24 protein-coding genes and 1 riboswitch are annotated in these 19,572 nt (G+C 37.9%); of the genes, 20 read left to right on the top strand and 4 right to left on the bottom strand.

Annotated features, from left to right (window positions below):
• Positions 1–98 precede the first annotated feature (98 nt).
• The 16 genes from MKY06_RS25455 (at position 99) to MKY06_RS25380 (ending at position 13,760) form a co-directional block, all read left to right on the top strand.
• Positions 99–449: a toprim domain-containing protein gene (locus MKY06_RS25455; RefSeq protein WP_013059653.1), complete on the top strand. Its 351-nt coding sequence runs from the start codon at positions 99–101 to the stop codon at positions 447–449.
• Between the two features lie 14 nt (positions 450–463).
• Entirely contained in the window at positions 464–763 is a 300-nt protein-coding gene (locus MKY06_RS25450; RefSeq protein ID WP_013059652.1) for a thioredoxin family protein, read from the top strand.
• A gap of 180 nt (positions 764–943) precedes the next feature.
• Positions 944–1,051: riboswitch (SAM riboswitch) on the top strand.
• 131 nt (positions 1,052–1,182) lie between these two features.
• Positions 1,183–2,208, top strand: a complete 1,026-nt coding sequence (locus tag MKY06_RS25445) for a methionine ABC transporter ATP-binding protein (protein ID WP_013059651.1) — start codon at positions 1,183–1,185, stop codon at positions 2,206–2,208.
• A complete protein-coding gene (locus MKY06_RS25440) occupies positions 2,201–2,869 on the top strand; it encodes a methionine ABC transporter permease (RefSeq protein WP_013085342.1) in 669 nt (222 codons plus the stop codon). The genes MKY06_RS25445 and MKY06_RS25440 overlap by 8 nt, the downstream gene beginning before the upstream one ends.
• A gap of 17 nt (positions 2,870–2,886) precedes the next feature.
• Complete coding sequence (locus MKY06_RS25435; RefSeq protein ID WP_013059649.1) at positions 2,887–3,723, top strand: MetQ/NlpA family ABC transporter substrate-binding protein; 837 nt, start codon at positions 2,887–2,889, stop codon at positions 3,721–3,723.
• A gap of 122 nt (positions 3,724–3,845) precedes the next feature.
• Positions 3,846–4,211, top strand: a complete 366-nt coding sequence (locus MKY06_RS25430) for a carboxymuconolactone decarboxylase family protein (protein WP_013059648.1) — start codon at positions 3,846–3,848, stop codon at positions 4,209–4,211.
• A 239-nt stretch (positions 4,212–4,450) separates the two neighbouring features.
• Positions 4,451–5,236 carry a Fe-S cluster assembly ATPase SufC gene (gene sufC / locus MKY06_RS25425; RefSeq protein ID WP_013059647.1) on the top strand — a complete coding sequence of 262 codons (786 nt, stop codon included), beginning with the start codon at positions 4,451–4,453 and terminating at the stop codon, positions 5,234–5,236.
• 17 nt (positions 5,237–5,253) lie between these two features.
• Positions 5,254–6,561, top strand: a complete 1,308-nt coding sequence (gene sufD / locus MKY06_RS25420) for a Fe-S cluster assembly protein SufD (protein ID WP_025601568.1) — start codon at positions 5,254–5,256, stop codon at positions 6,559–6,561.
• Positions 6,561–7,781 (top strand): cysteine desulfurase, encoded by a 1,221-nt coding sequence (locus tag MKY06_RS25415; protein WP_013059645.1) that lies wholly within the window; start codon positions 6,561–6,563, stop codon positions 7,779–7,781. The genes sufD and MKY06_RS25415 overlap by 1 nt, the downstream gene beginning before the upstream one ends.
• Positions 7,771–8,205 (top strand): Fe-S cluster assembly sulfur transfer protein SufU, encoded by a 435-nt coding sequence (sufU, locus tag MKY06_RS25410; RefSeq protein WP_025601570.1) that lies wholly within the window; start codon positions 7,771–7,773, stop codon positions 8,203–8,205. The genes MKY06_RS25415 and sufU overlap by 11 nt, the downstream gene beginning before the upstream one ends.
• A 45-nt stretch (positions 8,206–8,250) precedes the next feature.
• Positions 8,251–9,648 (top strand): Fe-S cluster assembly protein SufB, encoded by a 1,398-nt coding sequence (gene sufB, locus MKY06_RS25405; protein ID WP_013059643.1) that lies wholly within the window; start codon positions 8,251–8,253, stop codon positions 9,646–9,648.
• Between the two features lie 102 nt (positions 9,649–9,750).
• Positions 9,751–10,605, top strand: a complete 855-nt coding sequence (locus MKY06_RS25400; RefSeq protein ID WP_025601573.1) for a DUF72 domain-containing protein — start codon at positions 9,751–9,753, stop codon at positions 10,603–10,605.
• Between the two features lie 131 nt (positions 10,606–10,736).
• Entirely contained in the window at positions 10,737–11,039 is a 303-nt protein-coding gene (locus tag MKY06_RS25395) for a YunC family protein (RefSeq protein WP_013059641.1), read from the top strand.
• Between the two features lie 89 nt (positions 11,040–11,128).
• Positions 11,129–11,881 carry a sporulation protein YunB gene (gene yunB / locus MKY06_RS25390; protein WP_013059640.1) on the top strand — a complete coding sequence of 251 codons (753 nt, stop codon included), beginning with the start codon at positions 11,129–11,131 and terminating at the stop codon, positions 11,879–11,881.
• Positions 11,882–12,129: 248 nt separating this feature from the next.
• The gene (locus tag MKY06_RS25385) at positions 12,130–13,644 is read left to right on the top strand and encodes a sodium-dependent transporter (protein ID WP_013059639.1); all 1,515 of its coding nucleotides are present in this window, start codon (positions 12,130–12,132) and stop codon (positions 13,642–13,644) included.
• Positions 13,644–13,760: a methionine/alanine import family NSS transporter small subunit gene (locus tag MKY06_RS25380; RefSeq protein ID WP_107918137.1), complete on the top strand. Its 117-nt coding sequence runs from the start codon at positions 13,644–13,646 to the stop codon at positions 13,758–13,760. The genes MKY06_RS25385 and MKY06_RS25380 overlap by 1 nt, the downstream gene beginning before the upstream one ends.
• A 30-nt stretch (positions 13,761–13,790) precedes the next feature.
• Here MKY06_RS25380 and MKY06_RS25375 read toward each other — a convergent pair whose 3' ends face one another.
• Positions 13,791–14,792, bottom strand: coding sequence for a M23 family metallopeptidase (locus tag MKY06_RS25375; protein WP_013059638.1), 1,002 nt, complete (start codon positions 14,790–14,792; stop codon positions 13,791–13,793).
• 316 nt (positions 14,793–15,108) lie between these two features.
• Here MKY06_RS25375 and lipA point away from each other — a divergent pair, with 316 nt between their 5' ends.
• Positions 15,109–16,008, top strand: coding sequence for a lipoyl synthase (lipA, locus tag MKY06_RS25370; protein WP_013059637.1), 900 nt, complete (start codon positions 15,109–15,111; stop codon positions 16,006–16,008).
• A 38-nt stretch (positions 16,009–16,046) separates the two neighbouring features.
• Here the strand turns inward: lipA and MKY06_RS25365 are convergent, their stop codons facing one another.
• Positions 16,047–16,688, bottom strand: a complete 642-nt coding sequence (locus tag MKY06_RS25365; protein WP_340961546.1) for a YhcN/YlaJ family sporulation lipoprotein — start codon at positions 16,686–16,688, stop codon at positions 16,047–16,049.
• 196 nt (positions 16,689–16,884) lie between these two features.
• Here MKY06_RS25365 and MKY06_RS25360 point away from each other — a divergent pair, with 196 nt between their 5' ends.
• Complete coding sequence (locus MKY06_RS25360) at positions 16,885–17,160, top strand: YutD family protein (protein ID WP_013059635.1); 276 nt, start codon at positions 16,885–16,887, stop codon at positions 17,158–17,160.
• Between the two features lie 49 nt (positions 17,161–17,209).
• Here MKY06_RS25360 and MKY06_RS25355 read toward each other — a convergent pair whose 3' ends face one another.
• Positions 17,210–17,476 carry a DUF3055 domain-containing protein gene (locus tag MKY06_RS25355; protein ID WP_013059634.1) on the bottom strand — a complete coding sequence of 89 codons (267 nt, stop codon included), beginning with the start codon at positions 17,474–17,476 and terminating at the stop codon, positions 17,210–17,212.
• Between the two features lie 161 nt (positions 17,477–17,637).
• Here MKY06_RS25355 and MKY06_RS25350 point away from each other — a divergent pair, with 161 nt between their 5' ends.
• Positions 17,638–18,075 (top strand): DUF86 domain-containing protein, encoded by a 438-nt coding sequence (locus tag MKY06_RS25350; RefSeq protein WP_013059633.1) that lies wholly within the window; start codon positions 17,638–17,640, stop codon positions 18,073–18,075.
• 74 nt (positions 18,076–18,149) lie between these two features.
• Positions 18,150–18,920 carry a TIGR01457 family HAD-type hydrolase gene (locus MKY06_RS25345; protein WP_013059632.1) on the top strand — a complete coding sequence of 257 codons (771 nt, stop codon included), beginning with the start codon at positions 18,150–18,152 and terminating at the stop codon, positions 18,918–18,920.
• A 36-nt stretch (positions 18,921–18,956) separates the two neighbouring features.
• Here MKY06_RS25345 and MKY06_RS25340 read toward each other — a convergent pair whose 3' ends face one another.
• Positions 18,957–19,457, bottom strand: a complete 501-nt coding sequence (locus tag MKY06_RS25340; protein WP_013059631.1) for a phosphatidylglycerophosphatase A family protein — start codon at positions 19,455–19,457, stop codon at positions 18,957–18,959.
• Positions 19,458–19,572: the final 115 nt, after the last annotated feature.

The raw sequence follows: 19,572 nt of genomic DNA, 5'->3' as shown, positions 1-19,572 counted from the left end.
TTTCTTTTAAAAAACAGGTGAACTGTGATACATTAACGAATATTGTATAGCATAAAGAAATGATGTTACTATACAACTGACGATTATGGGTGATGAAAATGGGGCTAATTGAAATCGAAAAAGTAATTATTGTCGAAGGAAAATCAGATAAAAAACGTATCCAAGATATCATTCGAGAACCAATTGAAATTATCTGTACAAACGGTACGATTAGTTTATCAAAGCTGGATGAAATTATTGACTTTACGTTTAACAAAGAGGTATACATACTCGTTGACTCTGATGATTCAGGGAATAAGCTAAGAAAACAATTTAAACGAGAGCTTCCGGAAGCAGAGCATCTATATATTGATAAAATGTACCGAGAGGTTGCTGCCGCCCCTAGACATCACATAGCAACAGTATTACTGAGTGCCAATATCGATGTTAATGCAGAATTTTTAACATAAAAGGAATGAGCAACATGCAAGAATGGAGCGAAAAACAGCTTGACGATCAGTTAAAAGAAGGACAAAGAGCGTTTATCTTTTTCCATACACCTTTTTGCGGGACATGTCAGCTGGCAAAAAAAATGTTAACCGTAGCAGAAGCGATGCTGCCTGGTGTAACTATCGGAATGAGCAATTTAAATTATATGCCTTCAAAAGCAGAAGTATTTTCAATTGAAAGTGTACCTTGTTTGATTGAAGTGAAAAATGGCGAAATGGTAAAAAAACTCTATGCGTTTCATTCTATCGAGCACGTACTTGAAGAGCTTCGATAATCAAACGTTTGTTTAAAATGAAGAAATTGAAAGAGAGCAAACCGTTGGGGCTGTTGAAATCTTGGGATATTATCCCAAGAACAAAATCTGTTGACAGCCTATCTGACACATGCTAAAATCACACTCATGAATGTTCATAAATGAATGAATATTTCCCAAAAACAAAATAATTGTTGCGAACTCTTATCAAGAGAGGTGGAGGGACTGAGCCCTGTGAAACCCGGCAACCGTCAGACTAACTGAAATGGTGCCAATTCCTGCAAAGCTATGCGCTTTGAAAGATGAGAGAAAGGATTAAATATCGAGCCTTTCTGTCATGCGCAGAGAGGCTTTTTTAATGAGGAAAATTGTTTTACGGCTTTTTCATCCTATAGGGCAACCTAACATAATTAAGTTTTTACTAAAGAAGGTGAAGAAATATGATTACATTAACAGACGTTACAAAAATTTATCAGGCTAAAAGCGGTCAAGTAACAGCTGTTGATAATGTGAATCTAACCGTTAACCAAGGTGAAATTTACGGAATTATTGGTTATAGCGGAGCGGGGAAAAGTTCTTTAATTCGCTTGCTAAACGGGTTAGAAACACCAACGACAGGAACGGTCGAAGTAGCAGGTAATGATATTGGAAAAATTAAAGGCGGAAAACTCAGAAAAGCTAGACAAGAAATTAGTATGGTGTTTCAGCACTTTAATATCTTGTGGTCGCGTACGGTGCGAGAAAATATTGCCTTTCCGTTAGAAATAGCAGGGATCTCAAAAGAAAAAAGAATGAAACGAGTAGACGAGCTTATCAAGCTAGTCGGGCTTGAAGGGCGTGAAAATGCTTATCCATCACAGCTTAGCGGTGGACAAAAGCAGCGTGTTGGTATTGCTCGAGCGCTAGCCAATAACCCAAAAGTATTGCTGTGTGATGAAGCAACATCAGCGCTTGATCCTCAAACGACAGATTCCATTTTAGATCTGTTAGTAGATATTAATGAGAAGCTAGGGTTAACCATTGTATTGATTACTCATGAAATGCACGTTATTCGTAAAATTTGTCATCGGGTAGCCGTTATGGAAAATGGGGCAGTGGTAGAAGAAGGACAAGTGCTAGAAGTATTCAGAAAACCTAAGCAGCCGATTACAAAACGATTCGTTCAACAGATTTCTGAACCAGAAGAAACGTTTGAAACAATTGAACAAGTACAGGAGTTATATCCAAGCGGGCAAATTATTCAGCTGACGTTTGTTGGCGGAAAAGCAGAGCAACCGCTCATTACAACGATTTTAAAACAGTTTGATGTAACGATTAATATTTTGCAAGGAAAGATTTCTCATACACAAACAGGTTCATACGGAACGTTGTTCGTTCATTTAGACGGAGAATTAACAGAAGTTGAAAAAGTCATTGCATACATTCATGAGCAGCAGGTAGAAGTGGAGGTAATGACAAATGCTTGAGAAACTATTTCCAAACGTTATTTTAGATGATTTTATTCAAGCGACAAATGAAACACTATATATGACAGCTATTTCAGTTATAGCCACGTTTGTTCTAGGTATTTTATTAGGCTTGCTTTTATTTTTAACGTCCAAAGGACAGCTTTGGCAAAACAAACCTTTATATGCCATTGTGTCAGCAGTTGTAAATATCTTTCGTTCCATTCCATTCATTATTTTAATTGTTTTACTGATTCCATTTACCAAAGCATTGGTAGGAAGTATTTTAGGCGCTAATGCAGCGTTACCTGCTTTAATTGTTGGAGCAGCACCATTTTACGCGCGTCTTGTAGAAATTGGTCTGCGTGAAATTGATAAAGGTGTTATTGAAGCTGCTAAATCAATGGGAGCAACAACAAGCACTATTATCTTTAAAGTGCTGTTACCTGAATCGCTGCCAGCTTTAATTTCTGGTTTGACGGTAACGACAATTGCGTTAGTCGGCTATACGGCAATGGCGGGTGTGATTGGAGCTGGAGGTCTCGGGAATCTTGCATATTTAGAAGGATTCCAGCGCAGTCATAATGATGTAACGCTAGCTGCTACGATCTTAATTTTGATTATTGTATTTATTATCCAACTTATTGGAGATGCGATTACTGCAAAAATTGATAAAAGATAAAGGGAGGATTATTTATTATGAAAAAATGGCTTTCGGCTTTAGCACTAACATCTGCGCTAGTAGTAGGATTAGCTGCATGTGGATCTAACAATGGATCAAAAGATGAAAAGAAAATTGTTGTGGGTGCATCTAATACGCCTCATGCTGAAATTTTAGAACAAGCAAAACCGATTTTAGAAAAACAAGGAATCGACTTGGAAATTAAAAAATTCCAAGATTACATCTTACCGAACACAGCTCTTGCAAACAATGAAATTGATGCAAACTACTTCCAGCACGTTCCTTATATGAATTCAGTGCTAAAAGATCACAAGGGTGAAAAAGGGTATGATTTTGTAAGTGCCGGTGCCATTCACATTGAACCAATCGGTATCTACTCTAAAAAATACAAAAGCTTAAAAGATCTTCCGAAAAACGGCACAGTTATTATGCGTGATGCAGTAGCAGAGCAAGGACGTATTTTATCGATTTTTGAAAAAGCCGGCGTAATCAAATTAAAACCAGGCGTAAAGAAAATAGATGCACAAATTAAAGATATCGTAGAAAACCCGAAGAATTTAAAATTTAAAGCCGATGTTGAAGGCGGATTGTTACCTCAAATGTACAAAAATAATGAAGGTGACGCTGTTGTTATCAATGCTAACTATGCTATCGATGCTGGCTTAGATCCAGTAAAAGATCCAATCGCAGTGGAAAGTAAAGAAAATAACCCTTATGCAAACATCATTACGGTTCACAAAGGCGACGAAAATAAAGATACAGTGAAAGCTTTAGTGAAAGTTCTTCACTCTAAAGAAATTCAAGACTACATTAAAGAAAAATACAAAGGCGGAGTACTGCCGGTAAATAAATAATAGAAGAAAAGCGCTTGCCCACTCTGGGCAAGTGCTTTTTTTGTATGCGGGAAAACGAATAACTCTTATTTTTCTCACGCATACTAACCGTGAAAACTTTACTGATGATGGGAGCTGACGTTATGCAGCAAGAAGCACGTCATTCAACTGAGCAAGCACTTCATGATTATAAAATGGGTGTTGGGAAATTTAGCGAAAAATTGCCGGAAGTAACAAAAACGTTTAATGCGTTTACTGAAGCATGTTTTGGAGAAGGTTCTCTTTCTAAAAAAGAAAAGCAGTTAATCGCGTTAGGAATCAGCGTAGTAGCTCAAGACGAGTACTGTATGATTTATCATACAAAAGGCTGCATTGATCAAGGTGCAACTGAGCAAGAAATTTTAGAAGCATGCGGAGTGTCAGCAGCATTTGGCGGAGGCGCAGCGATGAGTCAGTCCGTTACGCTTGTCCAAGAGTGTATTTCAGAACTGACTAGCCACACGCACTAAGTAAATAAAGTGGGTAAAAAAGCTTGTCTTAGAAGGCTCTATGGAGTCTTTTAAGGCAACTTTTTTATGAGTGGATTTAGTCTTGAAAAACGTACATAATGGTTTAAAACCTTTTGGGTCAAAAGGTTGCTATAAGTTTTCATTTGTTATAAGATTGTAATGAGAATAAAATGAGAATAATTAAAAAGATATAGGTATATCGTTTTTTACTATATACGTCTATAACTGGAGGTTTTAATATGGCAGGGTCAACTTTAACAATTAAAGATCTTCATGTTGCAATTGAAGGTAAAGAAATTTTAAAAGGTGTTAATTTAGAAGTTAAGGGCGGCGAAATCCATGCAATCATGGGACCAAACGGTACTGGTAAATCAACATTATCTTCAGCAATCATGGGACATCCTAAATACGAGGTTACACAAGGAAGCATCACGCTAGACGGCGAAGATGTACTTGAGATGGAAGTAGATGAGCGCGCTCGTGCAGGTCTATTCCTAGCTATGCAATATCCAAGTGAAATCAGCGGGGTAACAAATGCAGACTTCTTACGTTCAGCAATTAATGCTCGTCGTGAAGAAGGCGAAGAAATTTCACTAATGAAATTCATCCGTCAATTAGACAAAAACATGGATTTCTTAGAAATGGATCAAGACATGGCTCAGCGTTACCTAAACGAAGGTTTCTCTGGCGGTGAGAAGAAACGTAATGAAATTCTTCAATTAATGATGCTTCAACCAGGAATTGCAATTTTAGATGAAATCGACTCTGGTTTAGATATCGATGCGTTAAAAGTTGTATCAAAAGGTATTAATGAACTGCGCGGCAGCGAGTTTGGTTGTTTAATGATTACTCACTACCAACGTTTACTAAACTACATTACACCAGATAAAGTTCACGTTATGATGCAAGGTCGCGTTGTAAAATCAGGCGGACCAGAATTAGCACAGCGTCTAGAGGCAGAAGGTTATGACTGGATCAAACAAGAATTAGGTATTGAAGACGAAACTGTAGAGCAAGAAGCTTAAGAGTTAGGAGGATCTCTATGACTATTGATACGAAATTACCATTTGATCAAGAGTACATCAGCAGCTTTTCAAAAGAAGCTAATGAACCAAGTTGGCTGCTAGATCTTCGCTTACAAGCTCTTGCGAAAGCAGAAGATCTTGCACTTCCAAAGCCAGATAAAACAAACATTTCGAAATGGAACTTTACTGCATTTGACAAGCACACTTCACAGGCAAGCACAATCTCATCTGTAGACGAGCTTCCAGAAGTGGTTAAAGCATTGATTGATACAGAAGCTGTTAAAAATCTATATGTTCAGCGTGACCAAACAGCAGCATATTCAACATTAACAGAAGAGCTAAAGTCTCAAGGCGTTATCTTCACAGATATTCAAACAGCTGCTAAAGAGCATAGCGACCTTGTTGAGAAGTACTTCATGAAAGAAGGAGTTAAAGTAGATGAGCACCGTTTAACTGCATTAAACGCAGCGTTATTAAACGGCGGTGTATTTGTATACGTTCCTAAAAATGTAGAAGTACAAGAGCCGCTTCAAGCTGTATTTGTCCGTGAAGATGAAGAAGCTGCTTTATTCAACCATGTGATTGTTGTAGCTGAAGACAACAGCTCAGTAACATATGTAGAAAACTACATTGCTACTGCTGAAGAGTCAAACGGTGTTGTCAATATCGTGACGGAAGTATTTGCCAACAGCAATGCGAAAGTAACATTTGGGGCTGTTGACTACTTAGCTAAAGGTACAACTACTTATGTGAACCGCCGCGGCGTAGCGGGCAAAGATGGTCGCATTGAGTGGGCTTTAGGCTTAATGAGTGAAGGAAATACAGTTTCAGAAAATACAACGTATCTAATGGGCGACGGTTCATATGGAGATACAAAAACGGTAACAGTTGGACGTGGAGAGCAGTCTCAAAACTTAACAACAAGTATCGTACATTTTGGAAAACATTCTGAAGGCTACATTTTAAAACACGGCGTTATGAAAGAAAGCGCGTCTTCAATCTTTAACGGTATCGGTAAAATTGAACACGGTGCGTCTAAATCAAACGCTGAGCAAGAATCTCGTGTGTTAATGTTAAGTGAAAAAGCACGTGGAGACGCAAACCCAATTCTTCTAATTGATGAAGACGATGTAACAGCAGGGCACGCTGCATCTGTTGGACGCGTAGATCCAATTCAGCTTTACTACTTAATGAGCCGCGGTATTCCGCAAACAGAAGCAGAACGTCTAGTTATCCACGGGTTCTTAGCACCAGTTGTAAACGAGTTGCCAATCGAAACGGTTAAAAAGCAATTAACAGATTTAATTGAAAGGAAAGTTCGATAATGAATATCTCTGATATTCGTAAACAATTTCCTATTTTAGACCAAGAGGTAAATGGCAGCCCACTCGTTTATTTAGACAGTGCAGCAACTTCACAAAAGCCGCTTGCTGTAATTGAAGCAATTGAGAAGTATTATAAAGAATATAACTCAAACGTACACCGAGGTGTTCACACGCTTGGTACAAGAGCAACAGACGGATACGAAGGCGCTCGTGAAAAGGTTCGTAAGTTTATTAATGCAAAATCAACGGAAGAGATTATCTTTACGCGCGGTACAACGACAGCTCTTAATACAGTAGCTGCAAGCTATGGCCGTGCTAATCTCAAACCTGGTGATGAAATTGTGATTACTTATATGGAGCATCACAGCAACATCATTCCTTGGCAGCAAGTTGCCAAGGAAACAGGTGCAACGTTAAAATATATTTCATTAACAGAAGATCATGCACTTTCACTAGAAGAGGTAAAAAGCACGATTACATCCAACACCAAAATTGTATCGATCATGCAAGTATCTAACGTATTGGGTACAATTAACCCAGTAAAAGAGATTGCAGAAATTGCACATGCTAACGGTGCAGTAATGGTTGTGGATGGTGCACAAAGTACGCCTCATATGAAGGTGGATGTACAAGATTTAGACTGTGATTTCTTTGCTTTCTCTGGACATAAAATGGGCGGGCCGACTGGAATCGGCGCTCTTTATGGAAAGAAAGAGCTTCTTGAAAAAATGGAACCAATCGAGTTTGGCGGCGAAATGATTGACTTCGTAAACCTATACGAATCAACGTGGAAAGAACTTCCTTGGAAATTTGAAGGGGGTACGCCAATCATTGCAGGTGCAATTGGTTTAGGTGCAGCGATTGATTTCTTAGAAGAAGTTGGTTTAGATAATATTCAAGCACATGAACACAAGTTAGCGCAGTATGCACTGGATCGCTTATCGCAAGTAGATGGAATTACGATCTACGGACCGAAAGAGCGAGCGGGTGTTGTGACGTTTAATATTGAAGATGTGCATCCGCACGACGTTGCAACAGTAGTAGACGCTGATGGAATTGCGATTCGTGCAGGTCATCACTGTGCGCAGCCGCTGATGAAATATTTAAACGTATCTTCTACTGCACGTGCAAGCTTCTATTTGTATAACACGGAAGAAGAAGTAGATAAATTGGTATCATCATTAATAAAAACGAAGGAGTATTTTACAAATGGCTTTTAATAATTTAGATACTCTCTATCGTCAAGTAATTATGGACCATTATAAAAACCCGCGTAATCGTGGAACGTTGAATGAAGATACTGTGAACATTCATATGAATAACCCGACATGTGGAGACCGCATTGAACTTTCTTTAAAAGTAGAGGACGGCAAAGTGGTGGATGCAAAGTTCGAAGGTGAAGGATGTTCAATTTCAATGTCATCAGCTTCAATGATGACACAAGCAATTAAAGGTCAAGAAGTAGACAAAGCGTTTAAAATGGCCCATATCTTCTCTGACATGATGCAAGGTAAAGAGTATGATGATAGTATAGATTTAGGAGATATTGAAGCACTTCAAGGTGTAGCAAAATTTCCTGCGCGTATTAAATGTGCAACACTAGCGTGGAAAGCGATGGAAAAAGGTCTTAACGAACAAGAATAGGACCTTCATTCATTCCCAATCCTATCAAGTAGGGGGTAATAAAAGATGGCTAAAAAAATGCCAGAAATCGGCGATTATAAATATGGATTTTCCGATAAAGACGTATCAATTTTCCGCTCTAAACGCGGTTTAACAAAAGAAATCGTAGAAGAAATTTCTCGTATGAAAGAGGAACCACAATGGATGCTTGACTTCCGTTTGAAATCTCTAGAGCACTTCTACAACATGCCAATGCCACAGTGGGGCGGAGACATGGCAAGCTTAGACTTTGATGAAATTACGTACTACGTAAAACCATCTGAGAAGTCTGAACGCTCTTGGGATGAAGTTCCTGAAGAAATTAAACAAACGTTTGATAAACTAGGTATTCCTGAAGCAGAGCAAAAGTATCTTGCGGGTGTATCAGCTCAGTACGAATCTGAAGTTGTTTATCACAATATGAAAGAAGATCTTGAAGCACAAGGTATCGTATTTAAAGATACGGATACGGCGCTAAAAGAAAACGAAGATATTTTCCGTGAGCATTTTGGAAAAGTTATCCCGCCAACGGATAACAAATTCTCTGCACTTAACTCGGCGGTTTGGTCTGGTGGATCATTCATTTACGTACCAAAAGGCGTAAAAGTAGATACACCATTACAAGCTTATTTCCGTATTAACTCTGAAAATATGGGACAGTTTGAGCGTACGTTAATTATTGCTGATGAAGGCTCACACGTTCACTATGTAGAGGGCTGTACAGCACCTGTTTATACAACAAACTCCCTTCACAGTGCCGTTGTAGAGATCATCATCAAAAAAGATGCGTATTGCCGCTATACAACAATTCAAAACTGGGCGAACAACGTATACAACCTTGTAACAAAACGCGCGGTTTGTGAAGCAAATGCAACAATGGAATGGATTGATGGAAACATCGGTTCTAAGTTAACAATGAAATATCCAGCTGTTATCTTAAAAGGTGAAGGTGCACGTGGTATGACATTATCTATTGCCCTTGCTGGTAAAGGACAGCACCAAGATGCTGGTGCAAAAATGATTCACTTAGCACCGAACACATCTTCAACGATCGTATCAAAATCAATTTCAAAACAAGGCGGTAAAGTAACATACCGCGGTATCGTACACTTCGGCCGTAAAGCAGAAGGTGCACGTGCGAACATTGAGTGTGATACGCTGATTATGGATAATCAATCAACTTCTGATACAATTCCGTACAATGAGATTTTAAATGACAACATCTCACTTGAGCATGAAGCGAAGGTATCAAAAGTATCTGAAGAACAATTATTCTATCTAATGAGCCGCGGTATTTCTGAAGAAGAAGCAACAGAAATGATTGTAATGGGCTTTATTGAGCCATTTACAAAAGAGCTTCCGATGGAATATGCAGTAGAAATGAACCGTCTAATCAAATTTGAAATGGAAGGTTCAATCGGTTAATAATAGATCAAAACTCGTTTGCTGTTTATGCAAACGAGTTTTTTTGTATCGTTTGTATTAAAATAAAGAAAAGCGAAGCTAAGAACATAGAGGAGGAGTGGCATGATTTATATTGGAGTCACAGGCTGGGGAGATCATGATTCATTATATGAAGCGGGGGTTTCATCAAGAGACAAGCTTGCCGTATATGCAGGCCATTTTCCAATTGTTGAAGTCGATTCATCTTTTTATGCAATTCAACCAACATCAAATGTAAAAAAATGGGTAAACGATACACCGGAATCTTTTCGTTTTGTGGTAAAAGCCTATCAAGGTATGACAGGGCATATGAGAGAAGGAAATCCGTTTGATAGCAAAGAAGAAATGTTTCATGCATTTTTAGAATCAGTGAAGCCTTACGTAACATCGAATAAGCTTGGTATGATTTTATTTCAAATGCCGCCCTGGTTTGACTGTACAAAAGAAAATGTAGCCTATTTGAGATATAGCCGCGAGAAGTTTGGAGATTTGCCAGTAGCGCTTGAGTTTCGAAATCAATCTTGGTTTAAGCCATTTTTCTATGATAAAACGCTGACGTTTATGGAACAAGAGAAGTGGATTCACGGTATTTGTGATGAACCGCAGGCAGGAGAAGGATCTATTCCAATTGTGATTCATGCTACAGATAAACAGAAAACACTTATCCGTTTTCACGGACGAAACGTACACGGTTGGAATAAGCCTGCAGAAGGCAATTGGCGAGCAGTAAGGTTTTTGTATCGTTACAATGAAAAAGAGCTCCTAGAGTGGAAAGAACGGCTTGAAAAGCTACAAAAACAAACGAAGGACATTTACCTGTTATTTAATAATAACTCCGGCGGAGATGCTGTACATAATGCCAAACAGCTCATGAGTTTATTAAATATTGAATATGAAAATTTAGCTCCTAAACAATTAGATTTTTTTAATGAATTTTAGCACTGAGTCCTATAAAAGTTTATATAAATAAGGAAGAAGGAATATAAACGTCAAATAGGTAGAAAAGTATATGTAAAACCTCACTTTTTTCTTTCAAAATCATAAATTGATTAAGAAAGGAGTGAGTTACTATGATTACCTTAGCGCCTATCGTAATTGAAGGTCATACGTTTAATGCAGTTACCGTATTGCTGCCAAAAACAACTCTGTTAACAATCTCATCAGATAAAGGGTACATTATGTGCGGAGCACTAGACGTAGGTCTATTAAATGATAAATTAGCTGATCGTCAAATAATAGCTGGAAGAGCTGTAGGTGTACGTACAATTGAGCAGCTTCTTGAAGCGCCTCTTGAATCTGTAACGCTTGAAGCTGAAAAAAGAGGAATTTTTAAAGGAACAATTGGCAAAGATGCTTTATTGAAAATGCTTTAATATAGTGGGGAATTTAAGATAAAACTTTTTAAAAGAAGCGTGAACCTCCTTATACATGCATACATATAGCTTGTAAGGAGGGATTTTTTTTGGTTAAACTTCGTCGGAAATTAACAAGAAAAGGCCCGCTTCCTTTTCGCTACGTTCTGTTGCTCACCTTTCTTTTTTTTATGCTTTCCACAGGGGTAGGATTATGGCTAATTAATAGAGGGATTGAACCGACGTTAATGAAATATGCTGAAGCACAAACAAAAGAGATTGCAACTTTAGTTATTAATAAAGCGGTGAATAAACAGGTACTTGATCAACTGGACGTAGATGTTATTAAAGTTGAATCTACACCTAACGGTCAAGTAGCCAAAATTGACACAGCGCTTGTAAATCGGGTTAGAGCTCAGACTACGTCATTTGTTCAAGCTAATTTAAAAGAGGCAGAGAAAGGGAATTTAGATGCACTTGAACTTCCAACAGATATTCGTATTGAAAAAAATGAAAAGCTGCGCAATCAAGGAATTGTATACCAAGTTCCTCTTGGGCAAGCAACTAATAATGCGCTGCTTGGAAATCTAGGTCCGCTGATTCCGGTTAAATTTCATGCTATTGGTGACGTTCAAACAGACGTAGTGCGAAAAATCGAGGAATATGGAATAAATAATGCGTTTCTTGAAGTATCCATCAAAGTAAAAGTAAACATGCAAATCATTATCCCGTTTGCAACGAGAAAAACAACCGTTACGGCTACAATTCCTGTAGGAGGAACTGTTATCCCTGGAAATGTTCCTGATTATTTTAACGGTGGAAATTCATCTTCTCCGGCAATTGAACTTCCGAAGAAAAATTAACAATATTATATTAACGTGATAAAGTATTATTTAAAAAGCAGGTGCGGAAGTTCAAAAATACTTTCATATCTGCTTTTATTCATTGGAACATTTGTCTGAATTTTCTATAAAAAATATTTTGACATACTATCTTCTCCCTTCTATAATTTGAGATAGGAAGTTATAGAAAGAATAATCTAAAAATTATAAAAATTCTCGTTGATCTATGATAAAAAGAGAGTAGGGAGAGGAAAAGAGGGGGAATTACAGTGGAAAATAGGCCGCAGTGGGGATCAAGAGCAGGGTTTATTTTAGCAGCAGCAGGTTCAGCAATTGGACTAGGGAATATATGGAGATTTCCAGCCACTGCATATGAAAATGGAGGAGGGGCATTTTTTCTCCCCTACTTATTTGCTTTGTTGACGGCAGGAATTCCTATCTTAATCATGGAATTTGCTATTGGACATAAATATAAAGGTTCCTCTCCTTTATCATTAGCAAGAATAAGCCCCAAGGCTGAATGGCTAGGCTGGTGGCAAGTAGCTATTTCCTTTTTTATTTCGGTTTACTATTCCGTCATTATCGCGTGGGCAATGTCGTATTTTATCTTTTCATTTAAGTTAAGCTGGGGAAACGATACGGAAGCGTTTTTATATGGAGATTACTTAAAGTTAGCTGAAGCACCAGGACAAACAGGAAGCCTCGTATTACACGTTTTAATTCCGCTTGTACTTGTATGGATTGTGACATTAGGTGTCTTATTAAAAGGAATCAAAAAAGGAATTGAAGCCGCAAACAAAATCTTTCTACCAACGCTAATTATTCTATTTTTAATCATTGTCATTCGAGCAGTTACGTTAGACGGAGCAATGGAAGGTCTGCATGCTTTTTTTAAACCAAACTGGAGCGCAATTGGAGACGGAAAGGTTTGGATCGCAGCATATGGTCAAATTTTCTTTAGTTTATCTGTTGGTTTTGCTATTATGATCACTTATTCCAGTTACCTTCCAAAGAAATCTGATTTAACTAATAATGCGTTTATTACTGGATTTGGTAATTCAGCGTTTGAATTACTAGCAGGAATCGGTGTGTTTAGCGCACTAGGTTTTATGGCTACTCAGCAAGGTATCCCAATCGATAAAGTAGTTCAGGGAGGGGTAGGACTAGCCTTTGTAGTTTTCCCGCAAATTATTAATGAATTTCCAGCGTTTAAACAGCTGTTTGGAATGTTATTCTTTGCTTCCTTGACATTAGCAGGATTAACGTCACTTATTTCAATTATTGAAACCTTCGTAGCAGGCATTCAAGATAAATTTACTATCTCACGTACAAAATCTGTATTAATAGGTGGAGGAATCGCTTCAATTTGCTCGCTATTATTTGCAACACAAGGAGGACTTTATTTCTTAGATGTGGTCGACTATTTTATTAATAACTTCGGAGTTGCTCTAGCAGGCTTAGTAGAAGTTGTATTAGTTGCTTGGGTATTTAAGCAGTTGAGCAGCCTTCAGCAGCATGCAAACGAAGTTTCTGATATCCGAATCGGTTCATGGTGGAAAATATGTTTAGGAGTAGTTACACCACTTGTACTTGGATACATGATGTTTGATAACTTCCGGAAAAATATTTCGGAAAATTACGAACAGTATGCAACGACTTTTGTAGGTCCTTTTGGTTGGGGTGTGGCAGCTCTTGCTGTTATTTTGGGAATTGCTTTTTCTTTTGCACGATGGGAAGATGGGACGCTTCGTTTGTCAGTTAAAGAGAAGGGGGTTTCTAAATAATGGATGGAAGTTCAATGACAATGATGGTTGTAGGGATGGTCATCATATGGGGCGGCTTGGCCGCAAGTATTGCTCATGCTGTGAAAAAAGCAAAAGAAAGTAAAGCATCAGGATAAAAAAACAGGAAGCATCAGCTTCCTGTTTTTTTATTTTTTCTTTAGTTCTAAACGATCATTTCGTTCCCACGTTCTTAACTGAGGATATGGGTCAAACGACCACTCATTTTTGCCGTTATCTTTATACATTCCATAGTGCAAGTGAGGAGGGAATTTCCCAGAAGTTCCAGGAGGTCCATAACCGGAACTTCCTACTCCGCCAATGAGTGTTCCTGGTTCTACAATTTGTCCTACTTTTAAATTTTTTGCAAATCCGCTTAAATGAGCTAAATAGTGATAGTTATTATGAAGGTCACGAATACCGATTCGCCAGCCTCCATATTTATTCCATCCTTTAAGCTCAATAATGCCATAGCAAGGGGATTTTACTGGAACTCCGTAATCTGCAAAAATGTCTGTTCCTTCATGAATTCGTTTGCCACCCCAGCCGCGCGCATCTCCCCATGTACTCCTGTAACTGTAGTTCGCACGGAGAGGCACCGGAAATGAAGAACCTTTTAAATCAATGCGACCGTAATGGCGAAAAATTTTGGCATTCCCTAAAATAATATCAACTGCTTTAGCCCGGTGATAATAGTTCCAAAGCGCAATTTTAATATAGTCTTCGGACACCCCGAACGTCCGAATATAATCTGCCATTGTAAAAAGCATATCTTCATCATTAAATTGGTCTGCTTTTTTGTCTCCGTTCCCATCTTTGCCCATTCCCCCGAGCAGAGAAATAGTAAGTGGGTTTGTATCTTCCAAATTCGGATTTAAAGAACCTGACCATTTTTCTGGAGGATAGTAAATGGCGATCGAGCCTTTTTCTCTTGGAATATCTTTATGGGAGCGTCGAATATTTCGTTCATACTGGTCAATCCCTGCAAAGTAATACCAAGGAATCGTAGTAGCGGCTTCCATTTGTTTATACAGCTCTAATCTCTTTTGAATAAGTATTTTTTCTTGATCTGCTGATGATTCAGCTGTTACGTGGTGCCATCCTGTGAATATAGACATGAACATAAAAAGTAAGATAATCGTTTTGCGCATCGTGTTTCCCCCTTTCTAAAAATAGTGTGTAATACTAGTTTGCAGCGAGAAAAAAGATTTCATAAATATTAATTAATGGAAATCGCTTCAAAACTTTTTTAAAGAATTTTATTCAGAAGATAAATGGAAATTATACGGAGGATGAAAACGCACACATTTGAATGGAAAATAGAAGAAAACTGAGGAAAATAAAGAGCAGACAACTTGTCGAATCTCACTTTTTTATGATAAAGTGACATATAGTTATGTTTTTAATATGTAGTTAAAATTAAGCATATAGGTTATAGACATTTTCTAGATTGGTGGAGTTGATAATATGGCAACAAAAGAAGAGCATGTCCGCAAACCCGAGTGGCTGAAGATTAAGCTAAACACAAACGAAAATTACACAGGCTTAAAGAAAATGATGCGTGAGAAAAACCTTCATACAGTTTGTGAAGAAGCAAGATGTCCGAATATTCATGAGTGTTGGGCTGTTCGTCGTACGGCAACTTTTATGATTTTAGGAGAAGTATGTACACGTGCCTGTCGTTTTTGCGCGGTTAAGACAGGTTTACCAACAGAATTAGATTTAGAAGAGCCAGAACGCGTAGCGGATTCTGTTCAGCTAATGAACTTAAAACATGCGGTTATTACAGTAGTAGCTCGCGATGATTTAAAAGACGGAGGAGCAAGCGTATTAGCTGAAACAATTCGTGCGATTCGTCGTAAAAATCCATTCACAACAATTGAAGTATTGCCTTCTGATATGGGCGGTGTGGAAGAGAACTTACGTATTGTAATGGACGCACGTCCTGATATTTTAAATCATAATATTGAAACAGTACGCAGCCTTACACCTCGTGTTCGTGCTCGTGCTAAATATGAGCGTTCTCTTGAGTTCCTTCGCCGTGCAAAAGAAATGCAGCCGGATATCCCTACGAAATCAAGTATCATGCTTGGTCTAGGAGAAACAAAAGAAGAAATTATTGAAACGATGGATGATTTGCGTGCGAATAATGTAGATATTATGACGCTAGGCCAATATCTACAGCCAACTAAAAAGCACATAAAAGTTCAAAAATATTACCATCCAAATGAGTTCGAAGAGCTAAAAGAAATTGCATTATCAAAAGGATTCAGCCATGTTGAAGCAGGTCCTCTTGTACGTTCTTCTTACCATGCAGATGAGCAAGTTAACGCTGCTGCAAAAAACAAAGCGCAAGAAAGCAAATAAGGTAAAAAAGGTGATGATATGCTCATCACCTTTTTTGTTTATTCCACCATATCTTTGTCCGTCATCGGTTCATTCAATTCGTTTTTCTCTATTCCATTTGCATCTTCTCCGCCGTTCATTTTACGCCCTTGGGGAGATTTCAGCATTTGTTGAATAACAGCATCGATTCGTTTTCTAGCATCATTCGTTTGCGTATTCATTTCACTGATATTTTCGATTTGGTCCATCTGTTTCGGATTATCTGAGACGTATACATGATAATAACGAGGAACTACAGACATAGCTGTACGTTTTACCTGATCGGCTGCGTTATTCCGGTTTTTAGCATCTGTTTTATAAGCAACAAGCACATCTTTATCGGTTACTAGCGTAGCGGCTTGCTTAATATTTGGTATAGCGGTGCTCAGTTTACTAATATTGTCGGCTGCTTCTTCTCGATTAAATGTTCCTACTTGGTTCATATTGGAATTTTGTTCATTTGTGTTTTTAGTGTATCGAACATATCCATAATTTGTGCCGCTATTATTATTTGGATTATAATAATGATTAGGCTCGTTTACATTAATGGCATCTGGGTTGTTTGGTGATAAATTTTCATTTTCAGCTGTGTTTTTATTTTGACAGCCAATGGTTAAAATACTTGTTATCAAAGCGATTCCAAGAATAGATTTCTTCACCATTTCCACCTCCTGTAGTTAAATATCGTACGCCAGGTAAACCGGCGAACCTTCATGTGGAGCATAAAAGATCAGTAGGTATACCGATAAAACTCCTACAGGATTAGAGTGCTGCTTATACGTGAAAAATTTCATGTTAATTGATGGTTTCATCATCATAATTATGGTATGGTAAATTTTAAGAGAAGAGGTGTGAGCAATGGTCTGTATCAATAATATTTGTTATGAAGTATTAAAAGATGAGCGCGAGGCATTTAATGAAGAGGCGTTTAGAGGTCGCTTTATTGACGTGCTGAGCCGCTATGACTATATTGTGGGAGATTGGGGATACAATCAGCTTCGGCTGCGAGGCTTTTTTGATGACCGAAATCAAAAGGCAACGTATGATACGAAGATTAGTACGCTTCAAGACTATTTACATGAATATTGTAATTTTGGCTGTGCGTATTTTGTCTTAAAAAAAGTCCATAAGTAAAAAAAGGCAAGCCGAAGACACTAATTGTCCTTCATGCTGCCTTTTTTTTTTAGATGATTTCATATAAAAATTCGCGAAGTTCCTGACCGTCTTCACTGTTTAATTTAAATACTTCTTCAAGATAGTTTGGTTCTTCAAGGTCATCTTGTCCAATGATGGCAAAGCGTCCTCCTTGAATATCAAGAACAACTTGTTTGCCATAATAACGGTCGGTTTGGATAATAGCTAAATCAAATCGTTGGTTTTCGCCCATAAAGCTGACAAATCGGGTCTTTGTAGATACAACATCGTCATATAGATAAAAGCGTTCGCTCATAGGTATACTCCTTTCATAGGTTGTATTTGTATCATATCAAATAAGGTCAAAAACAAAAATGAATTTATCAAATGGATAATGGGTCATGATAAAATAGAACAGGAACCCCGTTTGTTTATGAAAAAGATTTATAGAGAGCTGACAACTAGGGAGGAAATAATATGTACTTTGTAGATCGTGAAAAAATAGAAGCCACGCTTGTTTTTTTTGATGAACACGTTCGCTTGTTTGCTGAGCATTCGAGCTGGAACACAGAAATAGAGAAAAAGGCATTAGAGAGAATTGTACACCTTTTAATTGAAAACGTTTTAGATGTAGGAAATGCAATGATTGATGGGTTTATTATGAGAGATCCAGGCAGTTACGACGATATCATTGACATTTTAGTTGATGAGAAAGTGGTTAAAAAAGAGGAAGAAACGCCATTAAAAGAGATCGTTCAATTGCGTAAAACCCTTGTTCAAGAATATGTGGATGTTAATCATCAGGATATTTATCAAAAAGTGATGCAGCATAAAGACGTACTGGCAGCATTTTCAGAGCGCGTAAGGACATATCTAGAGACAGAGTTAGGGCCTGTGTCTGCTTTTCGTAACTAAAGGCAAGCAAGTTGTAGTTGTATAAAAAATAAGCTATGATTTCAAGTATGAGACTTGAAAGGAGATCACACAACATGAAGGAATATAAAGGATATTTGATTGATTTAGACGGAACAATGTACAAAGGAACAGAGCTAATTGCCGAGGCGCGTGATTTTGTTATTAAATTAAAGGAAAAAGGAATTCCTTATTTATTTGTAACAAACAACTCTACAAAAACGCCCGATAAAGTAGCTGAAAAGCTAGAGGCATTTGGCATTCCTGCAACAGAAGAGCAAGTTTTTACAACGAGCCAGGCAACAGCTAATTATTTACACGAACGCAAAGCAAACGCTTCAGCTTATGTAATTGGTGGAGAAGGAATCCGACATGCGCTGCTTGAAAAAGGATTTACCATTGAAGAGGAAGATACGGATTTCGTAGTTGTTGGTTTGGATCAGGAAATTACATATGAAAAATTAGCAAAAGCATGTTTAAACGTTCGAAACGGCGCCTTTTTTGTTTCAACGAACGGAGATATTGCGATTCCTACTGAAAGAGGCTTACTGCCTGGTAATGGATCTATCACGTCCGTTATTACGGTTTCTACTCAAACAAATCCAGTATTTATTGGCAAACCAGAAAGTATTATTATGGAGCAAGCCCTTGAAGTCATCGGTACGCCAAAAGAAGAAACAATCATGATTGGTGATTACTATGATACAGATATTTTAGCAGGGATGAATGCAGGCTTAGATACATTATTAGTCCATACAGGGGTAACAACAAGAGAGTTACTAGAAGGATATGAGAAAAAGCCAACTTATACGGTAGATTCACTAAAAGAGTGGATGGAGAGAATTTAAAAAGCTGTCAATTGACAGCTTTTTTTGTTTTTTAACCTATTCTTGACTGGCAGCCCGGTGCGCTAACCGGCTAGAAGCAGCAGCGGCAATTGCGCCTACTAAATCATCTAAGAAAGTGTGGCACTCTCCAGTCGATTTATCGTTTAATCGTTCTAGAATACCCGGCTTTTGTTTATCAATATACCCGTAATTGGTAAAGCCGATTGATCCGTACACATTTACAATCGATAATGCTAAAATCTCGTCGATACCGTATAAACCTTCGTCTTTCTCAAGAATATCCAACAGAGGCGGCTCAATCACTTTTTTTTCTGTGAGGACATCTAGTTGAATACCCGTTAAAATAGCATTTTGAACTTCTCGTTTAGAAATGACGCGCTCAACGTTATATAAACAGTCTTCAATTGTTAAGTTTGGGTGATACTTTTTTTGCAAGTAATAGACCAGTTCAGCAATGTCTGTAAGAGCCACGCCGCGTTCTATTAACCATTCTCTTGCTTTTTTTTCTAACTCACTTTGTGTATGTTTTTTCTCCAAGTATCATCACCTGTTTTCTATATATTTTTAAGTCTAAAGTTGTTTCATACTACTAACCCGGAGTAAATAACTATAAATGGTGTATTTCTAATCTATTCATTCCTCCGTAAATATT

Origin of the sequence: Priestia sp. FSL P4-0332 (assembly GCF_038005845.1) — a bacterium.
In the GTDB taxonomy this organism is placed as follows: domain Bacteria; phylum Bacillota; class Bacilli; order Bacillales; family Bacillaceae_H; genus Priestia.
This window is presented reverse-complemented; position numbering and strand designations above follow the sequence as displayed.